Below are 25,661 nucleotides of genomic sequence, written 5' to 3' on the forward strand. Positions count from 1 at the left end.
TTCCGCAGCCGCGGCCTAAGAATCTAGTCCGCAAGGATTTTGTAAAGCGCCCGGCGGGTTTCATCCATCTTCTCGATCGCAGCAGCACGCTGTTCCTGGGTCACGCCGGTGCGGAACTGATGGATGGCGCCCAGGAGCTTGCCGATGCTTTGGTGGAAGTCCCTGTCGGCGCTGTCCGGTTCGGCGTTCCAGGCGTTCTCCATCTCCTCGGCATGCTCTGCCACATAGGCCCTGCCTGCGTCCGTGAGTGCGAACTCGGTCCCGCGGCCTTCACTGAGCGCCTCGATCAGGCCCTCATCCACCAACTGCTGGAGCGTGGGGTAAATGGATCCCGGGCTTGGCCGCCACATTCCGCCGGTCTTTGCGGCGATGGTCTTGATCAGTCCGTAACCATTGGATGGCGCCTCCGCAAGGAGCGAGAGGATGGCTGCACGGACATCGCCCCGGCTGGCCCGCCGGCCGCCCCGCCCGAAACCCGGGCCAAAGCCCGGCCCGAATCCGGGTCCGAAACCAGGTCCAAAACCAGGTCCGAAACCGGGACCAAAGCCCGGACCCCGGTGCCCGTGCGGTCCCCTGTGGCCCCTCCCCCGTTCGAAGCGGCCCTTGCCGAATTCCGGGCCGGGATTCCTGTCATCAAATATGCCTTTCATGGTGGCATGGTCCTTTCGTTTTCAGAAGCTCGCTGTTTTATTCAGCGATAGCTAACGATATGTCGGTAACTATCGCTTGGTCAATGGTTCGGTGTGACCAAATCCTGACCTTCCGCCACTGTTTCGGCCCTTGGCAGGGGCGTATCCTGTTCCCACCTCACAGGACGAGGGCTGAGGAATGGTGAAGAAGCGGAAGCGCAGGGGCGGTTTTGGCGCGGCCCTGGGACGGATCCTGGGGTTCCTCGCAGCGAGCGTCATGTGCGGCGTGCTGGCAGCCAGCCTGGTGGTTCCGGCTGTGGCAGCCGCCGGGATGGGCGTCAGTTCCTCCATTGGCTTCTTCGAAAGCCTGCCGGCGGAATTGACGGTGCAGCCGCCGTCGCAGGCTACGAAGGTCCTGACCGCCGATGGGCAACCGATCGCCACGTTTTACGCGGAGAACCGTGTGCGGGTACCGCTGGACCAGATGTCGCCCTTCATCAAGACCGGCATTGTCGCCATCGAGGACAGCAGGTTTTACGACCATGCGGGTGTTGATCCGCAGGGGATCCTGCGGGCGATGGTGTCCAACCTGACCAAGGGCGGCGAGCAGGGCGCCTCGACCATCACCCAGCAGTACGTCACCAACGTCCTGAACGAGGCACAGCTCTCACAGGACAGGCCGGACGCGGTGGTCCTGAACGGGCAGAAGACCCTTGGCGACAAACTGCGGGAAATGAAGCTCGCCATCACGCTGGAGAAGAAGTACACCAAGGACCAGATCCTTGAGGGTTACCTCAACATCGTGTTCTTCAGCAGCAACGCCTACGGAATTGAAGCCGCGGCACGCTACTTCTTCAGCACCAGCGCGAAAGACCTCACCCTTCCCCAGGCAGCCTTGCTGGCCGGGCTGGTCAACAGCCCAACCCTGTACAACCCGGCCACCAACCCGGACAAGTCCATTGTGCGCCGCAACCAGGTCCTGTCCGAAATGCTGCGCCTGCGCAAGATCACCCAGGCCCAGCATGACGAGGCCGTGGCCGCTCCGATTGAATTGAAGATCACGCCCCAGCAGCAGGGTTGCGCCAATGCGGCCATCGCGCCGTACTTCTGCGATTACATCTCGCACCTGATCCTCAACAATCCCGCCTACGGCCCGACGGAACCTGAACGGGAACGAAGGCTGTACCGGGGTGGGCTCACTATCGTCACCACCCTGGACAGCAGGCTTCAGTCTGCCGCACAGGCCCAGGTTGACGGCACCGCAGGCGCAAATCCTGACCGGTGGGCAGCTTCGCTGGTAACCATCCAGCCCGGCAGCGGCAAGATCCTGGCGATGGCCCAAAACACGGTGTTCCTTCCGCAACCCGGCAAGTTCGACACCAACCTCAACTTCAACGTGGATGCCAAGGACGCCCAGGGCAACGACCTGAACGGCGCCGGAGGTTTCCAGCCCGGGTCCACCATGAAGCCCTTCACCTTTGCGGAGTGGCTGAACGAGGGAAAGTCGATCACCGCCGAAGTGGACGCCTCACGCCGCGTCTATCCCCTGGGGTTCCCGTGGAAGGACAGCTGCGGAAAGGTGCTGGGAGCCTACAGCACCGCGCAGGCAAACCCCGCCCTTGGTGCTGCCGACGACCTGCAGAATGCCGAGGACGGCTTCTACCGGCCGATGCCCGTCAACTACGGCCTGTACAACTCGATCAATACCGCCACCTTCGCCGCGGCAGCGCAGCTGGACTTCTGCGGCATCCAGAAGATGGTGGATGCCGTCGGGCTGCACAGTGGCCTCGACAGCACCCCGGTCAACATGCACCAGCTGGGCAACCTGCTGGGCGGAACCGGCGTTGCCCCCTTACCCTTGCCAATGCCTTTGCCACTTTCGCCACGGACGGCCGCTTCTGCGCACCCATTGGACTGGTTGATGTCACGGATGCAGCCGGGGCGAAGCTGCCTGCCCAGGCCCCGGACTGCCACGATGCCGTCAAACCGGACGTAGCCCGCGGCGTCAACTCGGTACTGCAGGATGTCCTGAAGAGGGGCTCCGGTGTCTGGATCAACCCGAAGGTCCATGACAAGGTCCCCACCGCAGCCAAGACCGGGACCTCGAACAACAACGGTTCCACCTGGGTGGTGGGATACACCACCGGCATGGTCACCGCTTCCTTCTTCGGGGATGCCCTGGAAGGCCAAAAGCGGCCAGGACAAAACGTGACCATCAACGGCACCTTCTACCCCCGGCTGGACGGATACATGATCGCCGGTCCACAGTGGGCCAACTACATGCTCAAGGTGGCGCCGCTTTATCCCGCAACCCCGTTCGCGCCGCCTCCCGCTTCGATGATTGGTCCCAGCCCCACCCCGAAGCCGTAGGCCCTGGCTTCAGCGGAGCGGCAGACCTCAGGGTCCGACAGCGACAGCCACCCAGAAGCCCTATGTGGAAAACCAGCTGACCGCCGATAACTGTCCCCCCATCTGCCAGCCGGCTCCATGAGCAGTGGAACCCTTATTCCTGGCCCGTCCCCTTCCACAACCGCTTCCACCACGAACGCTGGGGCTCCGGTTCGACAGGAACTTCCACACTCCGCGCCGCACGCCGGCTGCGCCAGCGCTCCACTTCCTCCTCCACGTCACGGGTCTTGGTGACCACCGGCGGCCCGCCCTGCAGCTGGCGGCGGGCATCGATCACGCGCCGGTTGAAATCCTGAAGGAGGTCCCGGACCTGCTGCTCGGTGTACTGGGTATCCAGCTTGGCTTCGAGCTCAGCGTCCTCGGCGCGGAGCAGGATGGCAGCCGGGCCCAGGCCGCTGATATGTTCCCGCTGGATCAGCCCCTTGACCCACCAGTCGGGATCGTACGAGTCCCCCAGGCCGGGGATCGGTTTGCCCGCGTACTTGAGGTTGTCGAACTTGCCCTGTGCCATGGCGTCCCGGACCAGGTACTCGGCGCGGGCGGCATCACTGACTTTCCTCCGCTTCTCACGCTCCCTCTCGTCGAGGGCGTCCAGCGCGGCTTCCTCCTCGGCACTGATGCCGGCGCCGCGGTATGAACGGAGCTCCACTGCCCTCTCCAGGCGCTTCCGGAAATCCCCTGTCCCGCCGCTCATTGCTGCCACCGCCTTCCCTCGGCCTGAACCACCTTCCAGTATTTCAACGGGCGGCTTCCTTGTTCAACGGCAAAGGTGGGCGGACGACGGCGGGACGTCCCGCCGTCGTCCGCCCACCAGATGCTGTGGCGGGAGTTCGTCGTGGCAGCCGTGCAGTCAGGCGTTGGCGTGCTCGGCGAGGATGCCGTCGATCTGGCCCACGGCTCCCTTCAGGCCCTCCTCCATGCCCATGGCCACCATCTGCTCCAACTGCTCCTCGGATTCAAAGGACGACTGGATGGTCATGCGGGTACGCTCCCCCAGCGGCTCCAACGTGACCGTGGCGTGGGTGACGCCCAGGTCGCCGGTGGGATTGCCGTCGTCGTCCGCGAACCCGTCGTCGAACTGCAGCGTCCGCGGGGCATCAATCGCTGTGAATTCCCACCAGCCGTGGGCCTTCTCCCCCTCCGGGCCGGTCATGTAGTAGTTGGCACGGCCGCCGGGGACGAATTCCAGTTTGTGGAATGTGGCCGGCCAGGTGGGTGGGCCCCACCAGCGCTCCAGCTGGCGGGGGTCCTCCCACAGCTGCCACACACGATCGACGCCGGCGTCGAACTCTGCGACCAGGGTGAGGGTCAGCGCCTCCGGGTTCTTGTCCATAGTGATGACTGCCATGGCAAAGCCTTCCTAACCTTCAGCGAGAATGTCTGCCATCCTGGCGGCGCGCTGCCGCCAGATTTGTTCATATTCGTCGAGCAGCTGCCGGGCTTTCCGCAGTCCTTCATGATTGCCCCGCACGATCTGCTCCCTTCCGCGTTTTTCCTTGGCGACCAGGGATGCCCGCGCCAACACCGCCACATGCTTCTGGACGGCCGCAAAACTCATGGCATAAAGCGCTGCCAGGCCGGAAACGGAGTACTCGCCGACAGTCACCCGGCGGACGATGTCCCGCCTGGTGGAATCGGCGAACGCCTGGAAGAGGCGGTCCAGTTCAGTCTCAGTCAGCGTATCTACAACCATTTGGTTGTAGATTAGCCCTCAGTTGGACGTGCGTCAATGGTCCTGCCGTGGGCACCCCGGCCGTGCCGGTATCTTGAAGGCCATGAGCATCTTCCTCGCCGGGGCGGGCCCGGATCCGCTGGCATTCCAGGAGGTCTTCGACCGGTTCGCACTCGACGTCCGGGAACATGCCGGCCGCCGGACTCCCCGCATCGCCGTAGCCGTGGACCAACGCGGCGGCAACCTGCAGGAACTCGTGGCCGCCTGCGCCGAACCCCTCCAGGCCAGGATCGAGTGCGACATTGCTGCCGTACCGCTTCCAGACGGCAAGCCTGCCGACCCCGGCGCTTTCGCGAAAGTCAATGCGGTGGTGGTGGGCGGCGGTCTCACACCGGCCTATTGGGAGGCCCTGCACCCCGCGGCCGCAACGATACGGCGCCTGGTTGCCGGCGGCGCACCCTATCTGGGGTTTTCCGCCGGCGCCATGGTGGCACCCCGGCGGGCGTTGGTTGGCGGATACAAGGTCAACGGAGTGGAAGTTTGCGGCGAAGAGTGCTCGGAGGGCCTGGACTCAGTGGATATCCGCGAGGGTCTGGGGCTGGCCGGGTTTTCCGTGGATGTCCATGCCGCCCAGGCCGGGACCCTGAGCCGTGCCGTGGGCGCCGTGGCAGCTGGCCTGGTGGAAAGGGCGGTGGCCATTGACGAGCAAACAGCCGTGGTTTTAGCGGCCTTGGGCGACGGGGACTACGACGTCATCGGCAGCGGCCACTGCTGGGACGTTCACCGAAGCGGAGGGACCGCCGTCGTATCCGTAAGATCTGCACACTGACCGGACCGGAATCAGGTTGGCAACCTGCCGGCTACGAGTCGAAGTGCGTGCGGACGCTGGTGCCGGACAACTGCTCAATCAGTTCCTTGGCAACATCCCGGAGCTTACGGTTGCGGTTGCTTGAGACCTTGGTGAGGATCTCCATCGCCTCTTCCTGCGAGCATCGGTTCTGCGCCATGATCACGCCGCAGGCCAGATTGATGGCGGTCCTGCTCTCAAGGGCGGCTTCCAGGTCCTCGGCCCGGTTTTCGCTCGTGTTGATGCGCACGGAGAGCTGCATGGTGTTGTGGGCGGCACCAGCGAAACCAACTGCCTTATCGTATACATCAGCGGTGAACGCGTGGGGTTTGGCGGCGAAAAAGTTCAACGCCGCCCTTGCATCACCGGTTATCACCAACGGCACGCCAAGGCTGCTGCGCACGCTGCGCTCGGCCAACTTCTTGTTGAAGTCCGGCCATCTCGGGTCTTCTGCGACGTCGTCAATCATGATCGGAGTCATCTCCCGGAGGGCACGGACGCAAGGCCCGTCGCCCAACAGCTGCTCTATGTGGTCGAGCTCCAGCGCACGGTCGCTGCTGCCGGCTGCAGTGGCAGGACGCCGCCGGACTTTGAGGGTGACAGCACACTCGATCGTGTCGTTCGCAGCTTCGGAGACCGCTGCGGCAGCCATGCCCGACAGCCCGGACAGGAAATCCACAATGCCCTCCGCGCCCACCAGGATTTCCTGCAGCTGACGGACCGACTCGTTATCTGCTGATGTCGACATGCTGCAATCCTACTGTTGCAGCCAAGCGGCGCGTGGAGACGCCAAGTGGTTAACCTATGCTGGAGAGATGCCCCAGCACCTGCCCATTGACGAGCTCAGCATTGTGATTGCTCGGATTCAGGGATTGTTGCTGACAGAGGAAAAGGTGGGCACCGCGGTCAGCCTCCTGGCGCGGGCCGCCAAGGAGTCAGTCCCGGGCACCATCGGTGCTGGCGTGTCCCTGCTTGACTCCCGGGGCCGGCGGACCAGCAGCGGCTACACCGACGGGGTGGTGGAACAGGCTGACGCCGAACAGTACCGCCATGGCGAAGGTCCCTGCCTGACAGCCTGGGCGGCAGAGATTCCCGTCCTGGTCCAGGACCTCCACGACGACATGCGGTGGCCGCTATGGCGGGACTCGGTGCGGGGACTACCCATCCGGTCAGTGGTGAGTGCACCGTTGATGGCCGGCAAGGAAGCGATCGGCGCCCTCAAACTGTATGCCGCCACACCGTCCGGCTACGACGAAACCAGCGTGCGGCTGATTCAACTGTTCGCCGGGCCGGCCGCGACCCTTCTGTCGCACGTCCAAGGAAGCGAAGCTCCGCGCAAAATGACGGAAGGGCTGCAGACTTCGCTCCACAGCAGGGATGTCATCAACCGCGCCTGCGGTGTGGTGATGGAACGCCTGGGCACGACGCACAAGGCGGCGCTGCAACAGCTGATGAACCGGGCGCGGAACGAGCGCACCACCCTGCTGAACATCAGCGAATCCATTCTGGCCGGGACGCCGGCGTCCGGGATTTAGGCAGCGCGGATGGGTTTCGATCCACACGAACCGGAACAAAGGCGCCGGCTCCGTGCAGCCCTCAGGGCAGCGGATATCTCCGTGTCGGAGCTGTGGTTGAAGTACTTTGGCATGTCCGGAGACGCAGGCGAATATGAGGTGGAGGCCTACCTGCAGGGCCTTCTCTCGCTGCCGCCGATCCAGCGCGACCTGCTGGCGCTTGCGGCGAACGAGTTGATTGACGAGCGGCCGCGGCCGCGTGCGCCCTACTCCAATGACTTCACATCCAGGCCGGAGGCCGGGGAAGAGGATGCGGATGGGGATGCGGAAGGGGATGACGACGGCGGCAGCGAACCAGGCGCCGCCGCGCCAGGCCCTGAAGCAGCATCAGTGAGACGGGCATCAAACCCTGTTCGGAATCCCCTTTACAGGCGTAGTGTCGAATAAAGGATCACTGGCGCAACTAGGGATTGAGGCCTTATGGCCAACAACGATGCAGTCACCACCGCAGACCAGTATCAGGATTTATTGCTCAACACCCCGGAATTTTCGCAGTTCCTCCTGGGCCTTGCGACCATATCCGCGTCGCAGCTGGGGGGCGACGGGGCGACGGTGGCATGTACGGTCACCGTGGAGCGCGACGGCGCCCTGTCCACGTTTGCCTACAGCAGCGAAGAGGGCCGCCGGCTGGACGAGACCCAGTACGCCTTTGGCATAGGCCCATGCCTCGCCGCGCTCAGGGAGCAGCGCAGCGTATTGATCGACGACCTGCAGCTTGACCAGAGGTGGGCACCGTACACCTATGCCGTTGCAAAGCTGGGTGTGCGCTCGGTTTTGGCGGTACCCATCCGCACGGAGCCCCTTTCCCAAGCGGCCCTCAATTGCTACGCCCATGCTGTCCATGCCTTCGACCCCGAGACCGTCAAGCTGGTGGAGGACCAGGCGGCGTCGATGTCCCGCATCCTTCGGCTCGCACTGCGGCTCCACGCCCCTGAGGTCTTTTCCGAGGACCTGCGGGCCGCACTGAAGTCGCGCGCGGTGGTTGACGCAGCCATTGCGCTGGTCATGCTCCAGGCCCGCGGCGGCCGGGATGGCGCACTGGACCTCCTCCAGACCGCTGCCGCATCCGGCAACCGCCGGATCCAGGAGATTGCGCAGGAGATCGTGGCGAGGGGCAGCCTTAATGCCGATCCGGGTGGGGGTAAAAGATGAATGCCGAATGGACCGGGGGCCGGACCAGCTGATCGAAGCCAACGAGCAACGGCGTGGAGCAGCACTGCGCTTCTGTAACGCCGGAGTGGACTGTGCGCCCGCTCACAAGTGATGAGAATCACTCGCAATAATAGGGCATTTTGGTTGAGCAGGCACTTTCGTCATGGGCACTATGGAAGGGCAGGGCCGGACACATCGGCCCTTGACATCCTGGTGACGCAATGAGGCCCACCGGTGAGCACCGGCCACCGATCCTCTGAGCGCGGACAGGCCAATTGACCGGACGCAGCGCCGGCTTGATACAGGAAAGTCTGAACAATGACGTTTAATACTGCCGAATCCGTGACCCTGAAGATCTGGGACCGTACCTCACTCCACGAGACCCTCGATTCCGCGGTCAGCGACCTGTCGTCGCGCCACAACACCACCACCTGCCGCATCGCTGTCACGTGCAGCGGGCCCAACACCTTCACCCTGAGTGTTCGCGGCGACGAGGCGGCACTGGCCCTCTAGGCACTCCCACCACCAGGGGGCGCGGACGACGCCGGGGAACCACCCGCCGTCGTCCGCGCCTTTTTTGCTGCCCCGCGGGGACGGGGCCCTGACCGCACAACCTGGCGCAGCCCGCCGCCGCGGAACGGCGTAGCATTCGTGAGGTACGCGCAGCAGGACGGGGAGGAAACATGGATACCCAGCAAAAGCCCGGCCGGTTCAACCTCGGGTCCCTGGCAGTGCCGATCATCCAGGCACCGATGGCAGGCGGGCCCTCCACACCTCAGCTCGCGGCGGCTGCCACTGCCGCCGGCGGCCTCGGCTTCCTCGCGGCCGGATACAAGACCGCCGCGGCGATGCGCTCCGAGATTGAGACGGTGCGCTCACTCACCAGCCGGGCGTTCGGGGTCAACCTGTTCGTTCCCCAGCCGTCGGTCATCAGCCCGGCGTCCCTTCAGCAGTACGCGGCGTCCCTGGCCCCTGACGCCGAGCGCTTCGGTGTCAGCCTGGGCGAGCCACGGCATGACCATGACGACTGGGACAAAAAGCTCGAGGTCCTGCTGGAGCTCGCGCCGGCCGTTGTGTCCTTCACCTTCGACGTTCCCGCTACCGGGGTGGTCCAGGCCCTCCAAAAGCAGGGTGTGTATGTGGTCGCCACGGTGACGGACCGCGGCGAAGCGCTTCAGGCGCTTGAAGCAGGCGCCGACGCCCTGTGCGTCCAGGGCCCGGAAGCCGGCGGCCACCGCGGGACGTTCAAGGCGGATGTTCCGCCTCCCGAGGTGCCCCTGCATGGCATCCTCGAAGAGCTCTCCGACCTTGAGGTGCCGCTCATCGCGGCCGGCGGGATTGCCACGCCCGATGACACGCGGGCTGCCCTCGCCGTGGGTGCCGCGGCGGTCCAGGCCGGAACCGCCTTCCTCCGCGCGGATGAAGCGGGAACCAAGGCGGCGCACCGGGCCGCGTTGTCGTCATCGGAGCGGTTCACCACCACCGCCGTCACCCGCGCCTTCTCGGGCCGCAACGCCCGCGGCCTCTACAACGAATTCATGCGCCGCCACGACCCCGATGCCCCCTACGGCTACCCGGAGATCCACCACCTGACCACTCCCCTGCGGGCAGCGGCTGCAGCCGCCGGCGAGCCGGACTGGCTGAACCTGTGGGCCGGCATCAACTACCGGCATGCCGTGGACGGCCCCGCGGCGGCGATCCTCAAGAGCCTCGCCCCGTAGCGGGTTGATGCTTCTGCCACGGCTGCTGCTTCTGCCACGGACGACGGCGGGCCGGCCCCTTTCGGAGCCGGCCCGCCGCGCGGGGGTGCTTTAGAGGGTGGCGGTGTCGATCACGAAGCGGTAGCGGACGTCCGAGGCAAGGACGCGCTCGTAGGCTTCGTTGATCTTCTCAGCCGGGATGACCTCGACCTCGGCGCCCAGGCCGTGCTCGGCGCAGAAGTTGAGCATCTCCTGGGTCTCGCGGATGCCGCCGATCATGGAACCGGCGAAGGAGCGGCGGCCGCCGATCAGTGCGAACGCATTGACGGGAAGCGGCTCGGCAGGAGCACCAACGTTGACCAGTGCGCCGTCAAGCTTCAGCAGGCCGAGGTAGGAGCTGATGTCGATTGAAGCGCTGACCGTGTTGATGATGAGGTCGAAGGAGCCGGCGAGCACCTCAAACGTGGCGGGATCGCTGGTGGCGTAGTAGCTGTCAGCGCCCAGGCGCAGGCCGTCTTCCTGCTTCTTCAGCGACTGGGACAGGACAGTCACGTCGGCGCCCATGGCGTGGGCGAGCTTGACGGCCATGTGGCCCAGGCCGCCGAGGCCGACGACGGCGACCTTCTTGCCGGGACCGGCGCCCCAGTGCCGCAGCGGTGAGTAGGTGGTGATGCCGGCGCACAGCAGCGGTGCGGCGACATCGAGTTCGATGCCCTCGGGGATGGTCACCACGAAGTCCTCGGTCACCACAACGTGGGTGGAGTAGCCGCCCTGGGTGATGGTGCCGTCGCGGTCAACGGCGCCGTACGTGCCAACGTTGCCCTTGAGGCAGTACTGTTCCTCGCCCTTCTGGCAGTTGGCGCACTCCTTGCAGGAGTTGACCATGCAGCCAACACCAACACGGTCGCCAACGGCATGCTTGGTCACCGCGGAGCCCACCTCGGTAACGATGCCCGCGATTTCGTGGCCGGGAACCAGCGGGTACTGCTGCGGGCCCCAGTCGCCGCGGACAGTGTGGATGTCCGAGTGGCAGATGCCGGCGAACTTGATGTCGATCATGACGTCGTGGGGACCCACCTCGCGGCGCTCAATGGTGGTTGCCACCAGGTCCTCCGTGGCGGACGGGGATGCATAAGCCTTGACGGTAGTCATGGTTCTCCTGTGATCTGTTGGGGGATAACTGAAATGCTACCGGGGTTGTTCGGATCAAACCCCGGAAAAGGTGGGGCCAGCGTGGCCCTGTTGTACCTGGTCTTGGCAGTCCTACCCTCCGCAGCCTGGCCAAGCCGGTGAAACGTCAGGGCCGGAGGAGCACCTTGATGGCGCGGCGTTCGTCCATGGCCTTGTACGCCTCTGCTGCCTGGTCCAAGGGGAGTTCGAGGTCGAACACCTTTCCGGGGTTGATGTCGCCACGGAGGATCAGGTCGATCAGCTCGGGAAGGTACTGCCGGACCGGAGCGGGACCGCCGTGCAGGTGGACGTGCGAGTAGAACAGGTCCCGGCCTGGCAGCGCCACGTCATGGGAGACACCGACGAAGCCCACATGGCCGCCGGCACGGGTGGCGTGGATTGCCTGCAGCATGGATTCCTGCGTGCCAACGGCCTCGATGACCGAGTGTGCGCCGAGCCCGCCCGTGAGTTCCTTGATCTTCTTCACGCCTGCGTCCCCGCGCTCCTCGACGATGTCGGTGGCGCCGAATTCGCGGGCCAGGGCCTGCCGGTCGGCGTGGCGGGACATGGCAATGATGCGTTCGGCGCCCATCTGCTGTGCGGCCAGGATCCCCAAAAGCCCCACGGCGCCGTCGCCCACCACCGCCACGGTTTTGCCTGGTCCCGCTTCGGCCGCCTTGGCGGCAAACCATCCCGTGCCCAGGACATCGGAGGCGGCAAGCAGCGACGGAACCATGCCGGCGTCGGGCATCTCCGGCGTGGCCACCAGGGTGCCGTCCGCCAGCGGGACGCGCAGGTACTCAGCCTGCGCACCGCCCACGCCCTGCCGGTGGACGCAGCCGCTTTGGTAGCCGGAGCGGCAGATCTCACAGGTGTTGTCCGAGGCGAAGAAGGAGCCAACCACGAACTGGCCGGGGCGGACATTCTTCACGTCGGTGCCCACTTCTTCGACGATTCCCACGTATTCGTGGCCCATCGGCATGGGTTTGGCCAGTTTGTCTGCGCCCCGGTAGGGCCAGAGGTCGGACCCGCAGACACAGGCGGCAACGAGTTTGATGACCGCGTCGCTGGGCTGCCTGATGGCGGGTTTGTCACGGTCCTCGACGCGCACGTCTCCGGGGGCGTGCATGATGGCTGCGCGCATGCTGGGTCCTCCAAGGGGTGGAAAGCTGAAAACGGACAATCCCATCAAACCCGGCCCGGGGAATGTTGGCGAGGGCCCTGCTGTAACTGGTTCTGGCAGAACCTCCTTAGGGCGATGCCGATGGTCGTAACGTGGTCCCCATGGATAACCGAGCCGAGGTCCGACAGTTCCTGTCCTCCCGCCGTGGGCGCATCACCCCTGAGCAGGCCGGCATCGAACCGTACGGCGGCCGGCGGCGCGTACCGGGGCTGCGCCGCGAGGAGGTGGCCCGGCTGGCGGGCGTCAGCGTGGACTATTACACCCGGCTGGAACGCGGGAACCTCAGCGGCGTTTCGGACAGTGTCCTGGATGCCATTGCCGGTGCCCTGGAACTGGACCGCGCGGAACACGACCACCTCTACGACCTGGCCCGGGCGGCCAACACGTCGGGCCGGAAGAGGGCTGCGGGCGCCGGAGGTTCCGCGCCCTCGAAAGTCCGGCCCGAGCTGCAGTACCTCCTGGACACCATCACCGGGGCACCTGCGTTCATCGGCAACAACCGGATGGACATCGTGGCCGCCAACACCCTTGGCTACGCCCTCTACTCGGACATGTACCGTGCCCCGTCACGGCCGGCCAACCACTCCCGGTTCATCTTCCTTGACCCCCGGGCCCACAACTTCTACACCGACTGGGACCGGGCCGCCAACACCAATGTGGCCATCCTCCGCCGCGAGGCGGGCCGCAACCCGCATGACAAGGGCATCGCCGAACTCATCGGTGAGCTGTCCATGCGGAGTGACGAGTTCCGCACGCTCTGGGCAGCGCACAACGTCCGCCGCCACTACGCGGGGACCAAGTTCTTCCAGCACCCCGTGGTGGGCCTCCTGGAACTGAACTACCAGGTCCTGGGCCTGGAAGAGGACCCCGGGCACACGCTCACCGTGTATCCCGCCACTCCCGGCAGCCCCTCCGAGGAGGCCCTCAAGCTCCTGGCCTCCTGGGCGGCCACCGAAAAGATCGCGGACATGGCCCAGGGCCAAGTCCGCGCCTAGGCCACAGGGCTTCACCGGCCGCCGGCCTTCGCCCGCGACTCGCCGTCCAGTCACATTAACCTCCGTTGCGGTTCGTGGCTCCGCGTTGCCTGGCTTGTCCCCATTGGTCCGCGTTTGTCGGCCGGATGGCGCCATAAGTAGCGCCGTTTCGCAGCGTTTAGCCTCCATTGCGTGCTGCTGGCCAACGCCCTGCGGACCGTGCTTGAGTGTTTTCACGGCACCGGCCAGGCCGTAAGCACCAGCCCAAAGCGCGGGCACGCCGCCGCGCCGACGGCCCCACCCACCTCACACGTCCACCCGGGCACACACCCCGGGTGCCGTCGTCGTACCCGGAATCTTTTCCCGAAAGGAACACCATGTCCTTCCCAGCACCCCCGCCCCACTCCAGCCCCGGCTCCCCGGCATTCACCCGCCGCCGTGCGCTGGGGGCACTTCTGGCGATTCCCGCCGTCGGCCTGCTGTCCGCCTGCGGCGGGACCGCCACCGCAGGCGGCGCCCGCATCAGCCAGGGCGCCCTGGAACCGCTGGCTGCCTCGGTGCCTGCCGGGACCACCATCAAGGTGGGCGATCCCAGCATCAAAGTGGCGCTGGAACTGTCCGGCCTGATCAAGGACCTGGACGGCTTCACGGTGGAGTTCGCCAACATCTCCGGCGGCCCGCAGACCACCGAGGCGTTCCGGGCGAACGCCCTGGACGTGGGGTCCGTGGCCGACATTCCGCCCATCCACGCCACCTGGACCGGCGTGGACGTCCGCATCATCGCCGCGGGCTACCGCCAGGATGCCGTGAACCATCCCATTTATGAGCTGGGCGTCGCCCCGGGAGCGGGCATCAGCCGCCTGGAAGACCTGCGCGGCAAGAAAGTGGCCTACAGCCCGGGCCAGGCGCAGGGTGCGCTGGTGCTGCGGATCCTGGACAAGGCCGGGCTCAGGCAGGAGGACGTCAAGCTGGTGGAGCTGCCCAGCACCGGGGACGCCTATGCCACGGCGCTGGCCAGCAAACAGGTGGACGCCGCTCCCCTGGGCGGGGTCCAGATCAAGCGCTACCTGGCCAAGTTCAAGGCCGACGGCGCCACCACCATCCGCCACGGGCTGCGCGATGATCCCAGCCTCCTCTACTCCCCCGCCAAGGTCCTGGCCGATCCGGCCAAGGCCGCCGCCCTGGCCGCCTACGTGAAGGTCTGGGGCAAGGCGCAGCGCTGGATCGAAGACCACCCGGCGGAGTGGCTTGACGGCTACTACGTCAAGGACCAGGGGCTGTCCCGCGAGGACGGCCAATACCTGATCGATGCAACCGGCAAGCGCGACCTGCCCACCGCCTGGACCGAAGCGATCGCCAGGCACCAGGAAACCATCGACCTCCTGGCCCGCGAGCAGAAGAAGCCGCAGTTGACGGCGGCCGACCTGTACGACAGCAGGTTTGAAGCCCTCGCCGGCACGGCATTTGCGCCCGCCGGAAAGGCAGGTGCCGCATGAGCGCCGTACTGGACCGGCCCGTGGTGGCAGCCCACCAGGATCCGGCACCGGCAGGGCGGCCGGATGTGCGGCCCGCAGGGAAGCGGCTGGGGCCCGGACGACGCCGGCAGCTCGCCTGGGTGGGCCCGTCCGCCTTGCTGCTGCTGTGGACAGTCTCTTCCGCAACAGGGCTCCTGGACCCGCGCATCCTTTCCGAACCCTGGACCGTGGTGGCCACCGCCGGTGAGCTCATCGCGGACGGCCGGCTCCAGGAGAACCTGGCCATTTCCGCCCAGCGCGCCGGCCTGGGGCTCTTCTTCGGCATCCTGGTGGGCGCCGTCCTGGCGCTCCTGTCCGGGCTGAGCCGGGTGGGTGAGGCCCTCATCGACGGGCCCGTGCAGATCAAGCGCGCCATCCCCGGCCTGGCCCTGATCCCGCTGCTGATCCTGTGGTTCGGCATCGACGAGACCATGAAGGTCCTCACCATCACCCTGGGCGTCTTTGTCCCGGTGTACCTGCAGACGCATGCGGGCCTGCGCGGCATCGACCTGCGCTTCGTGGAGCTCGCACAGACCGTGGGGCTCAGCCGGGCCGGCTTCATCCGCAAGGTGGTCCTCCCCGGTGCCCTGCCCGGGTTCTTCCTGGGCCTGCGCTTCGCCGTGACCGGCGCCTGGGTGTCCCTGGTGGTGGTGGAGCAGATCAACGCCACCAGCGGCATCGGCTACATGATGGAGCTCGCCCGCACCTACGGCCAGACCAACATCATCGTCCTGGGCTTGGCCGTCTACGGCATCCTTGGCCTCCTCTCCGACGGCATTGTCCGCTTCATCGAACGAAAGGCCCTCTCATGGCAGCGCACCCTGGCGGGCTGACCGCCATCGGCCCCGCACGTCCCGTACGTTCCGCCGTTTCCGTCCGGGACCTGGTCCGGGGATTCGGCCCGAAGGGAGTCCTGAACGGCGTTGACCTGGACATCGCCCCCGGCGAGTTCGTGGCCCTGCTGGGACCCAGCGGCTGCGGCAAAAGCACCCTGCTGCGCGCCCTGGCCGGCCTGGACCACGACGTCCGGGGCAGCGGCGTGATCAGCGTCCCGGACCGCGTCTCCGTGGTTTTCCAGGACTCGCGGCTCCTGCCCTGGGACAGCGTGCTGGGCAATGTCACCCTGGGCGTCCGGGAGCACGACGCCGAAGCCCGCGCCCGCAAGGCCCTCGCCGAAGTGGGGCTCGCCGGACGTGAAAAAGCATGGCCGCACCAGCTGTCCGGCGGCGAACAGCAGCGCGTGGCGCTGGCCCGTTCACTGGTCCGCGAACCCCAGCTGCTGCTGGCCGACGAGCCGTTCGGCGCCCTGGATGCGCTGACCCGGATCAGGATGCACGGGCTGCTCCAGGACCTGGTGGCCGCGCACCGCCCAGCCGTCCTGCTGGTCACGCACGACGTGGACGAGGCCATCGCGCTTGCAGACCGGATCGTGGTCCTGGACCACGGCCGCATCGCCACCGTCCGCCCGGTAACGCCGGAGATCCGCTCCTCCGCCGATGCGGCCGGGCATGAAGCCCTCCGCCGCGGCCTCCTCACCGATCTTGGCGTCGTCGGCGCCACCCACTGAACCACCAGACCCGAAGGACTACCCATGACTTCCAATAACCCTCCCCGGCGCCGGCTCCACCTGAACGCGTTCCTGATGAGCACCGGCCACCACGAGGCCTCATGGCGGCTGCCGGAAAGCGATCCGCCGGCCAGCACGGATATTGGGCACTACAAGTTGCTCGCCCAGACTGCCGAGCGCGGCAAGCTGGACTCCATCTTCTTTGCCGACTCCCCCGTCCTGTTCGGCGAGGTGGGCCGCCGTCCTGCCGGCAAGCTCGAGCCCACGGTGCTGCTGACGGCGATCGCCGGCGCCACCGAACGGATCGGGCTGATCGCCACCGCGTCCACCACCTACAACGAGCCCTTCAACCTGGCCCGCCGCTTCGCGTCCGTGGACTGGGCCAGCGGCGGACGGGCAGGGTGGAACGTGGTGACCACGGCCGGCCCGGACGCCGCCCGCAACTTCGGCGTGGACGACCAGCCCGCCCACGCTGTCCGGTACGAGCGCGCCGCAGAGTTCATCGAGGTGGCGCAGAAGCTGTGGGACAGCTGGCAGGACGACGCCGTGCTGGCCGACAAGGCCGAAGGCGTGTGGGGTGACGCGGACAAGATCCGGGCCATCGACCACGAGGGCAGGCACTTCAAGGTCCGCGGTCCCCTGAACGTTCCCCGCTCACCGCAGGGGCACCCGCTGATCGTCCAGGCGGGCTCGTCCGAGGACGGCAAGGACCTCGCTGCCCGGTACGCGGACGCCGTCTTTACCGCCCACCAGACCCTTGCCGATGCGCAGGAGTTCTACCGCGACCTGAAGGCCCGCACCGCGGCCGCCGGCCGTGATCCGGAGGCCATCAAGATCCTGCCGGGCATCGTGCCGGTCATTGGTGCCACAGCGGAGGAAGCCCAGGAGCTGGAGCGCGAGCTGGACCGGCTGATCAAACCCGAATACGCCCGGATCCAGCTGGCCAAGACCCTGCGCGTGGACCCGGAGGACCTGCCGCTGGACCGGCAACTGCCGGACAACCTGCCCAGCGAGGATGAGATCGAGGGCGCCAAGAGCCGCTACACCCTGATCGTCCAGCTGGCGCGCCGGGAGCAGCTCACCGTGCGGCAGCTGATCGGCCGCCTGGGCGGCGGCCGCGGGCACCGCACCTTCACCGGCACCCCGGTGCAGGTGGCGGACGCCATCCAGGAATGGTTCGACGGCGGAGCGGCGGACGGCTTCAACATCATGCCGCCGGTGCTCCCGTCCGGGCTGGAAACCTTCGTGGACCAGGTGGTGCCCATCCTGCAGGAGCGCGGCCTGTTCCGGACCGAATACACGGGCCGGACCCTGAGGGAGCACTACGGCCTGCCACGGCCGGCCAACCGGTACGCGGGGGCGTCCGCCGCCGGCCTTGCCTCGATTGGATCCGCGTTCTGACTGCCGGGATCCATGAGACGGTGCCCCAGACCGTGTGATACGAGGGCCCGGGAGGGGTAGTCCCTAGACTGGCAGTGAACATTAAGGCCAGGACTGGACGAAGGAGCAGGACATGAGCGGTGTAATCGTTGTAGGTGTGGACGCCAGCCCGTCCGCACGGAAGGCTGCGGAAGTGGCGCTGGGGCTGGCGGAGTCGCTGGGAGCGACACTCCATGTGGTGACCGCCTTTGAAATGGAGAACGCCGAAACCTTCGGGGTGGGCTCGGACAAGGTGCGCATCTCCAACGCGGACAGCTCGGAGATGGTGGCAAAGTCGCTCGGCGCCTCGCGGCCGGGAGTGGAGATTACCCACTTCGCTGCCCGCGGCAAGCCGGCCGATTCCCTCATCAAGGAAGCCATCCGCCTGGATGCCCGGCTGATCGTGGTGGGCAACCGCAGGATGCGCGGCATCGGCCGGCTCCTGGGAAGCGTCGCCAACAGTGTGGCGCACAATGCCCCCTGCGATGTCTACATCGCGAACACGTACGAGGACTGACCTGCCCCACACACAAGGAGGGCGGACGACGGCGGGAACTCCCGGCGTCGTCCGCCCTCCTTCTGCGCAACGGTGAGTTACGCCCCGTACTCCTCATCGGTCACGTGGCGGAGCCAGGTGACAACCTGTCCGTTCCCGTCGGCTTCCTGCATGGCGATGTGTGCCATGAACCGCTCAGGGGTGGCCCCGTGCCAGTGCTCCTCGCCGGGTTCGATGTAGACCACATCGCCGGGGCGGATTTCCTGTACCTCGCCGCCGCGGCGGGCCACCAGGCCGATGCCGTCCGTCACGTAAAGGGTCTGGCCCATGGGGTGGTGGTGCCAGGCGGTCCGGGCGCCGGGCGCGAACCGGACGTGCGCGCAGCCAATGGCTGACTGTTCATCCGGATTCCGGATCCCGTCGATCTGGACCGTACCCGTGAACCATTCCTTGGGCCCGGCCGTCGTCTGGCCGCCGCTCTGGGTGTACTTCATGTTCTCCTCCTGGTGGTTCGGGTAGATGGGAAGGTGTGCGTTGGTCATGCTGTCTGCCCGGGGCCGGCAGGCGTGGCCCGGGACGTCACGAAGGCCAGGACGGACGCCGCCGCAAGGACCGCTGCGGCCACCAGGAAGGTGACGCGGTAGCCGGCCCAGTCGAACAGCACTCCGCCCAGCGTGGATCCGATGGCGATTGATGTTTGGATGACGGCCACCATCAGGCCGCCGCCCGCCTCCGCGTTGTGGGGCATCGCCTTCGCAATCCAGCTCCACCAGCCCACCGGCGCGGACGTGGACATCAGGCCCCACAGGCCCAGGAGAACCACGACGGCGGCGATCCACCCGCCGGAGGGAACGAGCGCTGCGGCAAGGACCGCCATGAGCGCCGGAATAAAGACCAGCGTCCGGTACAGTCCGGTGCCGAGAAACCGGCCGATCAGCAGGGTGCCTGCAAATCCCGCCGCACCGATGACCAGCAACACCAGGGACACCATGCCCGCATCGACGCGGGTCACCGTTTCCAGGAACGGGCGGACGTAGGTGAACAGGACGAACTGCCCCATGAAGAAGGCGCCGCAGGCGGCCATGCCCCAGGCAATCGGCCGGCTCTTGAACGCGGCGAAGATCCCGAAGATGTTTCCCGCTGCACGCGCGTGCCTTTGGACGTTCATGGACGGCAGGCTGATCCACTGCCAGAGAAGCGCGAGCACGGCCACCGGCACCAGGCAGAAGAACGCCCCGCGCCAGCCGATGACGGAGCCAAGGTAGCTTCCCAGCGGTGCAGCCAGCACGGTTGCGAGGGCGTTGCCGCCGTTGAAGATGGCCAGGGCCCGCGCCACCTGGTGGGCCGGCACCAGCCGCATGGCGGTGGCTGCCGACATGGACCAGAACCCCCGATCACCACGCCGATGAGGGCGCGGCCGATCATGAAGAGCAGGTACCCCGGGGCCGTGGCCACCAGCGCCGCGGAGGCGGCCATCAGCGCCGTCAGGCCCAGCAGCAGGGTCTTGCGGTTCATGCCGCCGGCCAGAGTGGACACGGACAGGCTGGTCAGGACGGCCAGCACGCCGGAGACCGCGATGCCCTGTCCCACCATGCCCTCGGAAACCTGCAGTTCCGAGGCCATCGGCGTGAGCAGGCTGACCGGCATGAACTCAGAGGCGATCAGCGCGAAGACGCACAGCGACATCGCGAAGACGCCTCCCCAGTGGGCCTGCTGGTGCCCGGGGATGCCTGGTCGCTGCTGCCCGCTGGTGTTGATGACGGTTGTTTCGGAGGCCATAGCCTCCATCAAAGCGCGCTTCCGAAGCCCTAGCGAGGGCCCTGCTGAAACGGGTCTTGGCAGACCCCCTTACCGCAGCACAGCTGACGACGGGGCCTCCCGCCGCCCTCCCGTGGCCGCCACCGGGGGCTGCGGCTTGTACACCCAGGCCACCAGCACCACAGAGATGATCATTAGCAGGAACCAAGCCACGAGTTTCTCAAGGCCCACCGGGTGCCAGCCGTCCACCTGGCTGGGGTAGAGCCAGGCGCCGGACCAGGTGGCGATGTTCTCGGCGAGCCAGATGAACAGCGCCACCAGCAGGAAAGAGACCGGCAGCGGCATGTGGAACTCCCGGCGGAACACGCGGAAGTGCATGACGCACCGGCCGTAGATGAGCACGACGGCGGCGAGCAGCACCCAGCGCAGGTCCCAGATGTAGTGGTGGGTGAAGAAGTTGGCGTAGATCGCGGCGGCGAGGACGGCGGTGATCCAGCGCCGGGGGTAGGCGGCGAACTTCAGGTCGAACAGCCGGTAGACGCGCACCATGTACGAGCCCACGGCGGCATACATGAACCCGCTGAAGAGCGGCACGGCCCCGATGCGCAGGAAGCCTTGGGCATCGTAGGACCACGAACCCACGTCCGTCTTGAACAGTTCCATGACGGTCCCCACCAGATGGAACAGGACGATGACCCGCAGTTCCCGCAGGGTTTCCAGCTTGAACGCCACCATCAGGATTTGGATGACGACGGCGGCGATCGTCAGGAAGTCGTTGCGCGCCAGGCCGGCAGTGTCCGGATACCAGATCCTGGCGGCCATGAGCACTGCCAGGAGCGCCGCGCCGAAGATGCAGGCCCAGCCCTGCTTGAGGCCAAAGACCACGAACTCAGTGAGTCTTGTTTTGCCGCCGCCGGCCGGAGCAGTTGCCAGGAACCTCCTGGCCCGTTCGTCGATCCGCTGCTCCACCGGTGGTGAACCGCGTCTGGGGCTAGGCACTGATCCCCTGGCGCTGGCTTGGCCGGGTGTTCCTCTTCAGGTCCCTGTCGAGTTCGCGCAGGCAGTAGTTCTTGAACCAGTACCTGATGCCCCGCGGCAGCCGCGGGTAGGCAACGGCCAGGATGCGAAAGGTGCGGTTGAAGCGCCGTTCGTGCCGGTCGCTCCAGCCGAGGCCGAAGTCTTTCCGCAACTGGTGGGGAAGGAGTCCGGCGGTGAGGAACCTGGCAGGGGGATGATGGCCCGGTACCACAGGGCTGTGTGCTTGGGAAACAGCAGGCCGCGTCCAACGCGGACCCCGGGGGCCTCCGCGTGCAGGGTGGAGACGTGTTCGGCCCAGTAGCGGCCGAACTCCGTCCTGTCCTTGGGCCACATGCCCGGCGGAAGCTGCAGCGCGGTGCCGATCCGCGCGTAGTCCAGGTACATGGCGTCGGCAGCTGCATCGTCCAGCGGGCCGTAGATCTTCTCGATGATGGTCAGAGCGGTGTCGTAGAGTGTGGCTACCACCCAGAGCTGCAGTTCCGGATCATAGGCGTTGTACCCGGCGGACGTTTTGTCCGCAGTGCCGTGCACCGGAACATGAGCCCGGTTAGCCCTGCGGCGGACCTCGTTAACCTGGGCGTCGTTTCCATAGACGACCGCGTAGACATACGTCAGTGTGCCTTTGAGCCTGTTGACGGGGCGCTCAGTGAACGTGCTGTGTTCCGCCACGCCCCGGCCAATGGCCGGATTGGCAAGCTGCAGCAGTATGGCCCGCCCTGCCCCAGCAAGCAGGATGCCTTCCGCCCGGTAGTCGGAAAATTCCTGCACCATGTCAACAGGGTACCGTCACGGCAGGACGGCAGGACCGGTCCTTTGGCCCGTTGACAAGGGGCCAGGCCCACGTATCGTCCGGTCAGCGGTTTACCGGCCGCAGCGAGGTGATCATTCTCTTGATGTCCGCGTACTCGGCCGTGTCCCGGTATTTCCGCGCCAGCTCAAGGTACGGCAGTGACTGGTCGCCGGGTGTCGCGTTGATTTCCGGGTCGTAGGAGGCGCCGAACATGGCAGCGTTGGGCGGCCACCGGAAAAACTGGAAGATGGGGCAGGCGTCGGGACCGCTCGGCGGAGGGCCGGACGTAATGCCGTAGCCGGCCGCCGGGGTGCGGTACATGCCCGGCGCCGCGGCGTTTGCGCGGGTCTCGAACACGAACTGCGGCACCACTCCGCCCTGGACCAGTACCGGGATGTCCGCGCTGTCCAGGACTTCATACGGGTACCTCTCGGTACACGTGGAGCCGGTGGCCATGTTGGTCCGCAGCGTGGCCATCACCTTTCCGGCCTGGTTCCGCACCTCCGCAAAGGCCCCTCCGCCCTCCGCCAACTCCCCTGCCGGATCCTTGACGCTCCAGGCGGCAGGTAAGTCGAACGCCATGGCGCCATCCGCCGTCGTGAACGTGGTCCAGGCAGCCGCGGCAGAACCGGCCGCAGAAGTGCCGGGCGCGGCTGTTGGTGTGGAAGGGACGCTCGACGGCGTCGGCCCGGCGGCCGTACCGGTGGCCGTTGCTGACGTGGCGGCAGAGCCCGCCGTGGATGGCGAGGGCTGTGGACTTCCCGGCTGCGGTGAGCAGCCGGCCAGGAACAGCATTGCCAGGGCCGCTGCCGAAAACGCCGTGATGAGCCTGCGCACCACACCCTCCTTTGGGCCTGCCGATGACCCTTCAAGTGTGGCGCGCCGGGCCCGGGCGGGGGAGGGCCGGAGGACCTGCTTCTCCCCTCTCCCGCCGTGGACGCCTTACCGCTCTACCAGCGACACGTCCCGTACTGCGCCCTTGTCCGCGGACAGGGCCATGGCGGCGTAGGCGCGCAGTGCAGCGGAGACCTGGCGGTCCCGGTCCTTGGGCTTGTAGCCGCCGTTGACCTCCAGCTTCTCGCGGCGTTCGGCCAGGATCTCGTCCGAGACCTCAAGCTGCATGGAACGCTGCGAGATGTTGATGCTGATGATGTCACCGTCCTCCACCAGGGCGATGGCGCCGCCGGAGGCAGCCTCCGGCGAGATGTGCCCGATCGACAGGCCGGACGTGCCGCCGGAGAAACGGCCATCAGTGATGAGGGCGCACTTCTTGCCCAGGCCGCGGCCCTTGAGGAACGACGTCGGGTAGAGCATTTCCTGCATGCCGGGGCCGCCGCGGGGGCCTTCGTAACGGATGACCACCACGTCGCCTTCCTTGACGGTCTTGTTCAGGATTTTTTCCACGGCTTCATCCTGGGATTCGCACACCACGGCCGGGCCCGAGAAGGTCCAGATGGACTCGTCCACGCCGGCGGTCTTCACCACGGCGCCGTCGATGGCCACATTGCCGCGGAGCACGGCCAGTCCGCCGTCCTTGGAGTACGCGTGCTCCACCGAGCGGATGCAGCCTTCTGCGGCGTCGGTGTCCAGGGAGGTCCACTCGTTCGACTGGGAGAACGCGGTGGAGGAACGGACGCCGCCGGGAGCGGCGTGCCACAGGGCCTTTGCTTCCTCGGTGGCTTTGCCGCCCCGGATGTCCCAGTCATCCAGCCAGCCGTCCAGGTTATCGGAGTGCACGGAGTGGACGTCCTTGTGCAGGAGGCCGCCTCGGTTCAGCTCGCCCAGCAGGGCGGGGATGCCGCCGGCGCGGTGCACGTCCTCCATGTAGTAGGTCTTGTCCTTGGCCACGTTCGGAGCCACCTTGGCCAGGCAGGGCACCTGGCGGGACTTGGCATCCATCTCGGCCAGGCCGTAGTCCACGCCGGCCTCCTGGGCGGCGGCCAGCAGGTGCAGGATGGTGTTGGTGGAGCCGCCCATGGAGATGTCCAGGGCCATGGCGTTATCGAAGGCCTTCGCGGTGGCGATGGAGCGCGGCAGCACGGAATCGTCGTCGCCGTCGTAGTAGCGCTTGACGAGTTCGACGACGGTGGCGCCGGCCTTCTCGTACAGGGCCTTGCGTGCGGTATGGGTGGCGAGCACGGACCCGTTGCCCGGCAGGGACAGGCCGATGGCCTCGGTGAGGCAGTTCATCGAGTTGGCGGTGAACATGCCGGAGCAGGAGCCACAGGTGGGGCAGGCGTTCTCTTCGATGAGGTTGATGTCGGCATCGGAGATGGACTCGTCCACGGCATCGGCAATCGCGTTCACCAGGTCCAGGGAGCGGACGGAGCCGTCGGTCAGGGTCACGCGCCCTGCTTCCATGGGGCCGCCGGAGACGAAGACCACGGGGATGTTCAGGCGCAGCGCGGCCATGAGCATGCCGGGGGTGATCTTGTCGCAGTTGGAGATGCATACCAGGGCGTCGGCGCAGTGTGCGTTGACCATGTACTCCACGGAGTCGGCGATCAGGTCGCGGGACGGCAGCGAGTAGAGCATGCCGCTGTGGCCCATGGCGATGCCGTCGTCCACGGCGATGGTGTTGAACTCGCGCGGCACGGCACCGGCGGCGAGGATCGCGTCGGAGACGATCCGGCCCACGGGGGCGAGGTGGGTGTGGCCGGGGACGAACTCGGTGAAGGAGTTGGCCACGGCGATGATCGGCTTTCCGATGTCCGAATTGGCGACGCCGGAAGCGCGCAGCAGTGCGCGGGCGCCGGCCATGTTGCGGCCATGGGTGACTGTTTTAGAGCGAAGTGCAGGCATGCCTACCATCCTGCGGGCTCATAGGGCGGGGTGGAAGACGCTCTTGCTACTAGTAGTAGGAGTACCAGAGTAATAGTATTTCCGGGTGAGTGATCCCGGACGGCGCAGGGAACTTGGCCTCTTCCTGCGCGCCCGCCGCGACCAGGCGCTGCGGGCCGACTATGGCCTGCCGCCGATCGGCCGCTCGCGCGACCGGGGATTGCGCCGCGAGGAGGTGGCTTTCCTCTCCGGTGTCAGCGTCACCTGGTACACCTGGCTGGAGCAGGGCAGGGACATCAGCCCCTCCCGCCAGGTCCTGGAGGCCGTCAGCCGCGCGCTGCATCTTTCCACCACCGGCCTTGGCTATGTCCTGTCCCTGGGCGGGTATGCGTCCGCGGCGCCCTCGGGCCCCGCCGCCGATACTGCTCCGCCCCACATCCAGCGGCTGCTGGATGCACTTGATCCCAATCCGTCCTTTGCCCTGTTCCCGGACTGGGGCGTAGCCGGCTGGAACAAGGCCTATGCGGCGCTGTACCCCAACATCGCCACCGTGCCCCCGGCGGACCGGAACCTGCTGTGGCTGGTGTTCACCGACCCCTACGTCCGGGACCTGCTCCCGGACTGGGACACCACCAGCAAGCGTTTCCTTGCCGAATTCCGCGCCGAAACCGGACAGCGGCTGGGTGATCCGGACATCCAGTACCAGGTGGAACGGCTCAAGGAGGCAAGCCCCGAGTTCCGCCAGGGCTGGGACCTGTACGACATCCTGGGCTTCGAATCCCGCGAGCGGCTCTTCCACCACCCCGCCGTCGGAGTCCTCCAGCTGGAACACCACCAAGTGTCGCCTTCGGACCGGCCGGACCTGCACATCGTTGTCTACACGCCCGCCCCGGGCAGCGGCGCCGCAGCCCAGATGCAGTCCCTGATGACCACGGCTGACCAGTCGTAAACAACCGAAAGCGGCCGGCGGCGGGAACTCCCGCCGTCG

General features: G+C 66.7%; 25 protein-coding genes and 2 pseudogenes. 14 read left to right on the plus strand and 13 right to left on the minus strand.

From position 1 onward, the window contains the following. Positions 1–23 precede the first annotated feature (23 nt). Positions 24–650: a PadR family transcriptional regulator gene (locus OUO20_RS14220; protein ID WP_018770600.1), complete on the minus strand. Its 627-nt coding sequence runs from the start codon at positions 648–650 to the stop codon at positions 24–26. A 178-nt stretch (positions 651–828) separates the two neighbouring features. Here OUO20_RS14220 and OUO20_RS14225 point away from each other — a divergent pair. Continuing rightward, a pseudogene (locus OUO20_RS14225) lies at positions 829–2,999 on the plus strand (transglycosylase domain-containing protein). A 133-nt stretch (positions 3,000–3,132) separates the two neighbouring features. Here the strand turns inward: OUO20_RS14225 and OUO20_RS14230 are convergent. The 3 genes from OUO20_RS14230 to OUO20_RS14240 form a co-directional block, all read right to left on the minus strand. Continuing rightward, complete coding sequence (locus tag OUO20_RS14230; RefSeq protein WP_056391486.1) at positions 3,133–3,732, minus strand: J-domain-containing protein; 600 nt, start codon at positions 3,730–3,732, stop codon at positions 3,133–3,135. A gap of 156 nt (positions 3,733–3,888) precedes the next feature. Next, on the minus strand, positions 3,889–4,386 hold the full coding sequence (locus OUO20_RS14235) for an SRPBCC family protein (protein ID WP_018770603.1): 498 nt from the start codon (positions 4,384–4,386) through the stop codon (positions 3,889–3,891). A 12-nt stretch (positions 4,387–4,398) separates the two neighbouring features. Further along, positions 4,399–4,731: an ArsR/SmtB family transcription factor gene (locus OUO20_RS14240; RefSeq protein WP_056391489.1), complete on the minus strand. Its 333-nt coding sequence runs from the start codon at positions 4,729–4,731 to the stop codon at positions 4,399–4,401. 82 nt (positions 4,732–4,813) lie between these two features. Here OUO20_RS14240 and OUO20_RS14245 point away from each other — a divergent pair, with 82 nt between their 5' ends. Further along, on the plus strand, positions 4,814–5,539 hold the full coding sequence (locus OUO20_RS14245; RefSeq protein ID WP_223992691.1) for a Type 1 glutamine amidotransferase-like domain-containing protein: 726 nt from the start codon (positions 4,814–4,816) through the stop codon (positions 5,537–5,539). A gap of 31 nt (positions 5,540–5,570) precedes the next feature. Here the strand turns inward: OUO20_RS14245 and OUO20_RS14250 are convergent, their stop codons facing one another. Next, entirely contained in the window at positions 5,571–6,305 is a 735-nt protein-coding gene (locus OUO20_RS14250; RefSeq protein ID WP_268001996.1) for a GAF and ANTAR domain-containing protein, read from the minus strand. 67 nt (positions 6,306–6,372) lie between these two features. Here OUO20_RS14250 and OUO20_RS14255 point away from each other — a divergent pair, with 67 nt between their 5' ends. The 5 genes from OUO20_RS14255 to OUO20_RS14275 all read left to right on the plus strand — a co-directional run bounded on the left by OUO20_RS14255 (position 6,373) and on the right by OUO20_RS14275 (position 10,004). After that, positions 6,373–7,092: a GAF and ANTAR domain-containing protein gene (locus OUO20_RS14255; protein ID WP_268001997.1), complete on the plus strand. Its 720-nt coding sequence runs from the start codon at positions 6,373–6,375 to the stop codon at positions 7,090–7,092. 9 nt (positions 7,093–7,101) lie between these two features. Further along, positions 7,102–7,518, plus strand: a complete 417-nt coding sequence (locus tag OUO20_RS14260; protein WP_268001998.1) for a hypothetical protein — start codon at positions 7,102–7,104, stop codon at positions 7,516–7,518. 33 nt (positions 7,519–7,551) lie between these two features. Then, complete coding sequence (locus tag OUO20_RS14265) at positions 7,552–8,283, plus strand: GAF and ANTAR domain-containing protein (RefSeq protein WP_268001999.1); 732 nt, start codon at positions 7,552–7,554, stop codon at positions 8,281–8,283. Positions 8,284–8,601: 318 nt separating this feature from the next. Then, positions 8,602–8,796, plus strand: coding sequence for a hypothetical protein (locus tag OUO20_RS14270; RefSeq protein WP_018770610.1), 195 nt, complete (start codon positions 8,602–8,604; stop codon positions 8,794–8,796). Positions 8,797–8,966: 170 nt separating this feature from the next. Continuing rightward, on the plus strand, positions 8,967–10,004 hold the full coding sequence (locus OUO20_RS14275) for a nitronate monooxygenase (RefSeq protein ID WP_018770611.1): 1,038 nt from the start codon (positions 8,967–8,969) through the stop codon (positions 10,002–10,004). Positions 10,005–10,094: 90 nt separating this feature from the next. Here OUO20_RS14275 and OUO20_RS14280 read toward each other — a convergent pair whose 3' ends face one another. Together OUO20_RS14280 and OUO20_RS14285 are read right to left on the minus strand one after the other, a co-directional pair. Beyond that, positions 10,095–11,135 (minus strand): NAD(P)-dependent alcohol dehydrogenase, encoded by a 1,041-nt coding sequence (locus OUO20_RS14280; RefSeq protein WP_018770612.1) that lies wholly within the window; start codon positions 11,133–11,135, stop codon positions 10,095–10,097. 145 nt (positions 11,136–11,280) lie between these two features. After that, a complete protein-coding gene (locus OUO20_RS14285) occupies positions 11,281–12,297 on the minus strand; it encodes a zinc-dependent alcohol dehydrogenase family protein (protein ID WP_268002000.1) in 1,017 nt (338 codons plus the stop codon). Positions 12,298–12,437: 140 nt separating this feature from the next. On the opposite strand from OUO20_RS14285, the gene OUO20_RS14290 reads away from it, so the two are divergent. The 6 genes from OUO20_RS14290 to OUO20_RS14315 all read left to right on the plus strand — a co-directional run bounded on the left by OUO20_RS14290 (position 12,438) and on the right by OUO20_RS14315 (position 18,327). Continuing rightward, positions 12,438–13,331, plus strand: a complete 894-nt coding sequence (locus OUO20_RS14290) for a helix-turn-helix transcriptional regulator (protein ID WP_026265975.1) — start codon at positions 12,438–12,440, stop codon at positions 13,329–13,331. A gap of 356 nt (positions 13,332–13,687) precedes the next feature. Then, a complete protein-coding gene (locus OUO20_RS14295) occupies positions 13,688–14,806 on the plus strand; it encodes an ABC transporter substrate-binding protein (protein WP_268002001.1) in 1,119 nt (372 codons plus the stop codon). Next, positions 14,803–15,657 carry an ABC transporter permease gene (locus OUO20_RS14300; RefSeq protein WP_223992704.1) on the plus strand — a complete coding sequence of 285 codons (855 nt, stop codon included), beginning with the start codon at positions 14,803–14,805 and terminating at the stop codon, positions 15,655–15,657. The genes OUO20_RS14295 and OUO20_RS14300 overlap by 4 nt, the downstream gene beginning before the upstream one ends. Beyond that, a complete protein-coding gene (locus OUO20_RS14305; protein WP_018770617.1) occupies positions 15,633–16,391 on the plus strand; it encodes an ABC transporter ATP-binding protein in 759 nt (252 codons plus the stop codon). Before OUO20_RS14300 ends, OUO20_RS14305 begins: the two co-directional genes overlap by 25 nt. A 24-nt stretch (positions 16,392–16,415) precedes the next feature. Continuing rightward, on the plus strand, positions 16,416–17,792 hold the full coding sequence (locus OUO20_RS14310; RefSeq protein WP_268002002.1) for an LLM class flavin-dependent oxidoreductase: 1,377 nt from the start codon (positions 16,416–16,418) through the stop codon (positions 17,790–17,792). A gap of 112 nt (positions 17,793–17,904) precedes the next feature. After that, entirely contained in the window at positions 17,905–18,327 is a 423-nt protein-coding gene (locus tag OUO20_RS14315) for a universal stress protein (protein ID WP_018770619.1), read from the plus strand. Positions 18,328–18,404: 77 nt separating this feature from the next. On the opposite strand, the gene OUO20_RS14320 is transcribed toward OUO20_RS14315, so the two are convergent. The 6 genes and pseudogenes from OUO20_RS14320 to ilvD all read right to left on the minus strand — a co-directional run bounded on the left by OUO20_RS14320 (position 18,405) and on the right by ilvD (position 24,694). Further along, positions 18,405–18,800, minus strand: coding sequence for a (R)-mandelonitrile lyase (locus tag OUO20_RS14320; RefSeq protein ID WP_144600322.1), 396 nt, complete (start codon positions 18,798–18,800; stop codon positions 18,405–18,407). Between the two features lie 44 nt (positions 18,801–18,844). Continuing rightward, positions 18,845–19,684, minus strand: a complete 840-nt coding sequence (locus OUO20_RS14325) for an MFS transporter (protein WP_268002003.1) — start codon at positions 19,682–19,684, stop codon at positions 18,845–18,847. A 470-nt stretch (positions 19,685–20,154) separates the two neighbouring features. Then, complete coding sequence (locus tag OUO20_RS14330) at positions 20,155–21,063, minus strand: DUF817 domain-containing protein (protein WP_134165480.1); 909 nt, start codon at positions 21,061–21,063, stop codon at positions 20,155–20,157. Next, a pseudogene (locus OUO20_RS14335) lies at positions 21,056–21,873 on the minus strand (oxygenase MpaB family protein). The gene OUO20_RS14330 and the pseudogene OUO20_RS14335 overlap by 8 nt, the downstream one beginning before the upstream one ends. Before the next feature lie 82 nt (positions 21,874–21,955). After that, entirely contained in the window at positions 21,956–22,729 is a 774-nt protein-coding gene (locus OUO20_RS14340) for a hypothetical protein (RefSeq protein WP_018770624.1), read from the minus strand. A gap of 105 nt (positions 22,730–22,834) precedes the next feature. Then, a complete protein-coding gene (gene ilvD / locus OUO20_RS14345) occupies positions 22,835–24,694 on the minus strand; it encodes a dihydroxy-acid dehydratase (protein WP_134165483.1) in 1,860 nt (619 codons plus the stop codon). 85 nt (positions 24,695–24,779) lie between these two features. On the opposite strand from ilvD, the gene OUO20_RS14350 reads away from it, so the two are divergent. After that, on the plus strand, positions 24,780–25,622 hold the full coding sequence (locus tag OUO20_RS14350; RefSeq protein ID WP_268002004.1) for a helix-turn-helix transcriptional regulator: 843 nt from the start codon (positions 24,780–24,782) through the stop codon (positions 25,620–25,622). Positions 25,623–25,661: the final 39 nt, after the last annotated feature.

This window comes from Arthrobacter sp. FX8 (assembly GCF_026723805.1).
Lineage (GTDB): Bacteria > Actinomycetota > Actinomycetes > Actinomycetales > Micrococcaceae > Arthrobacter.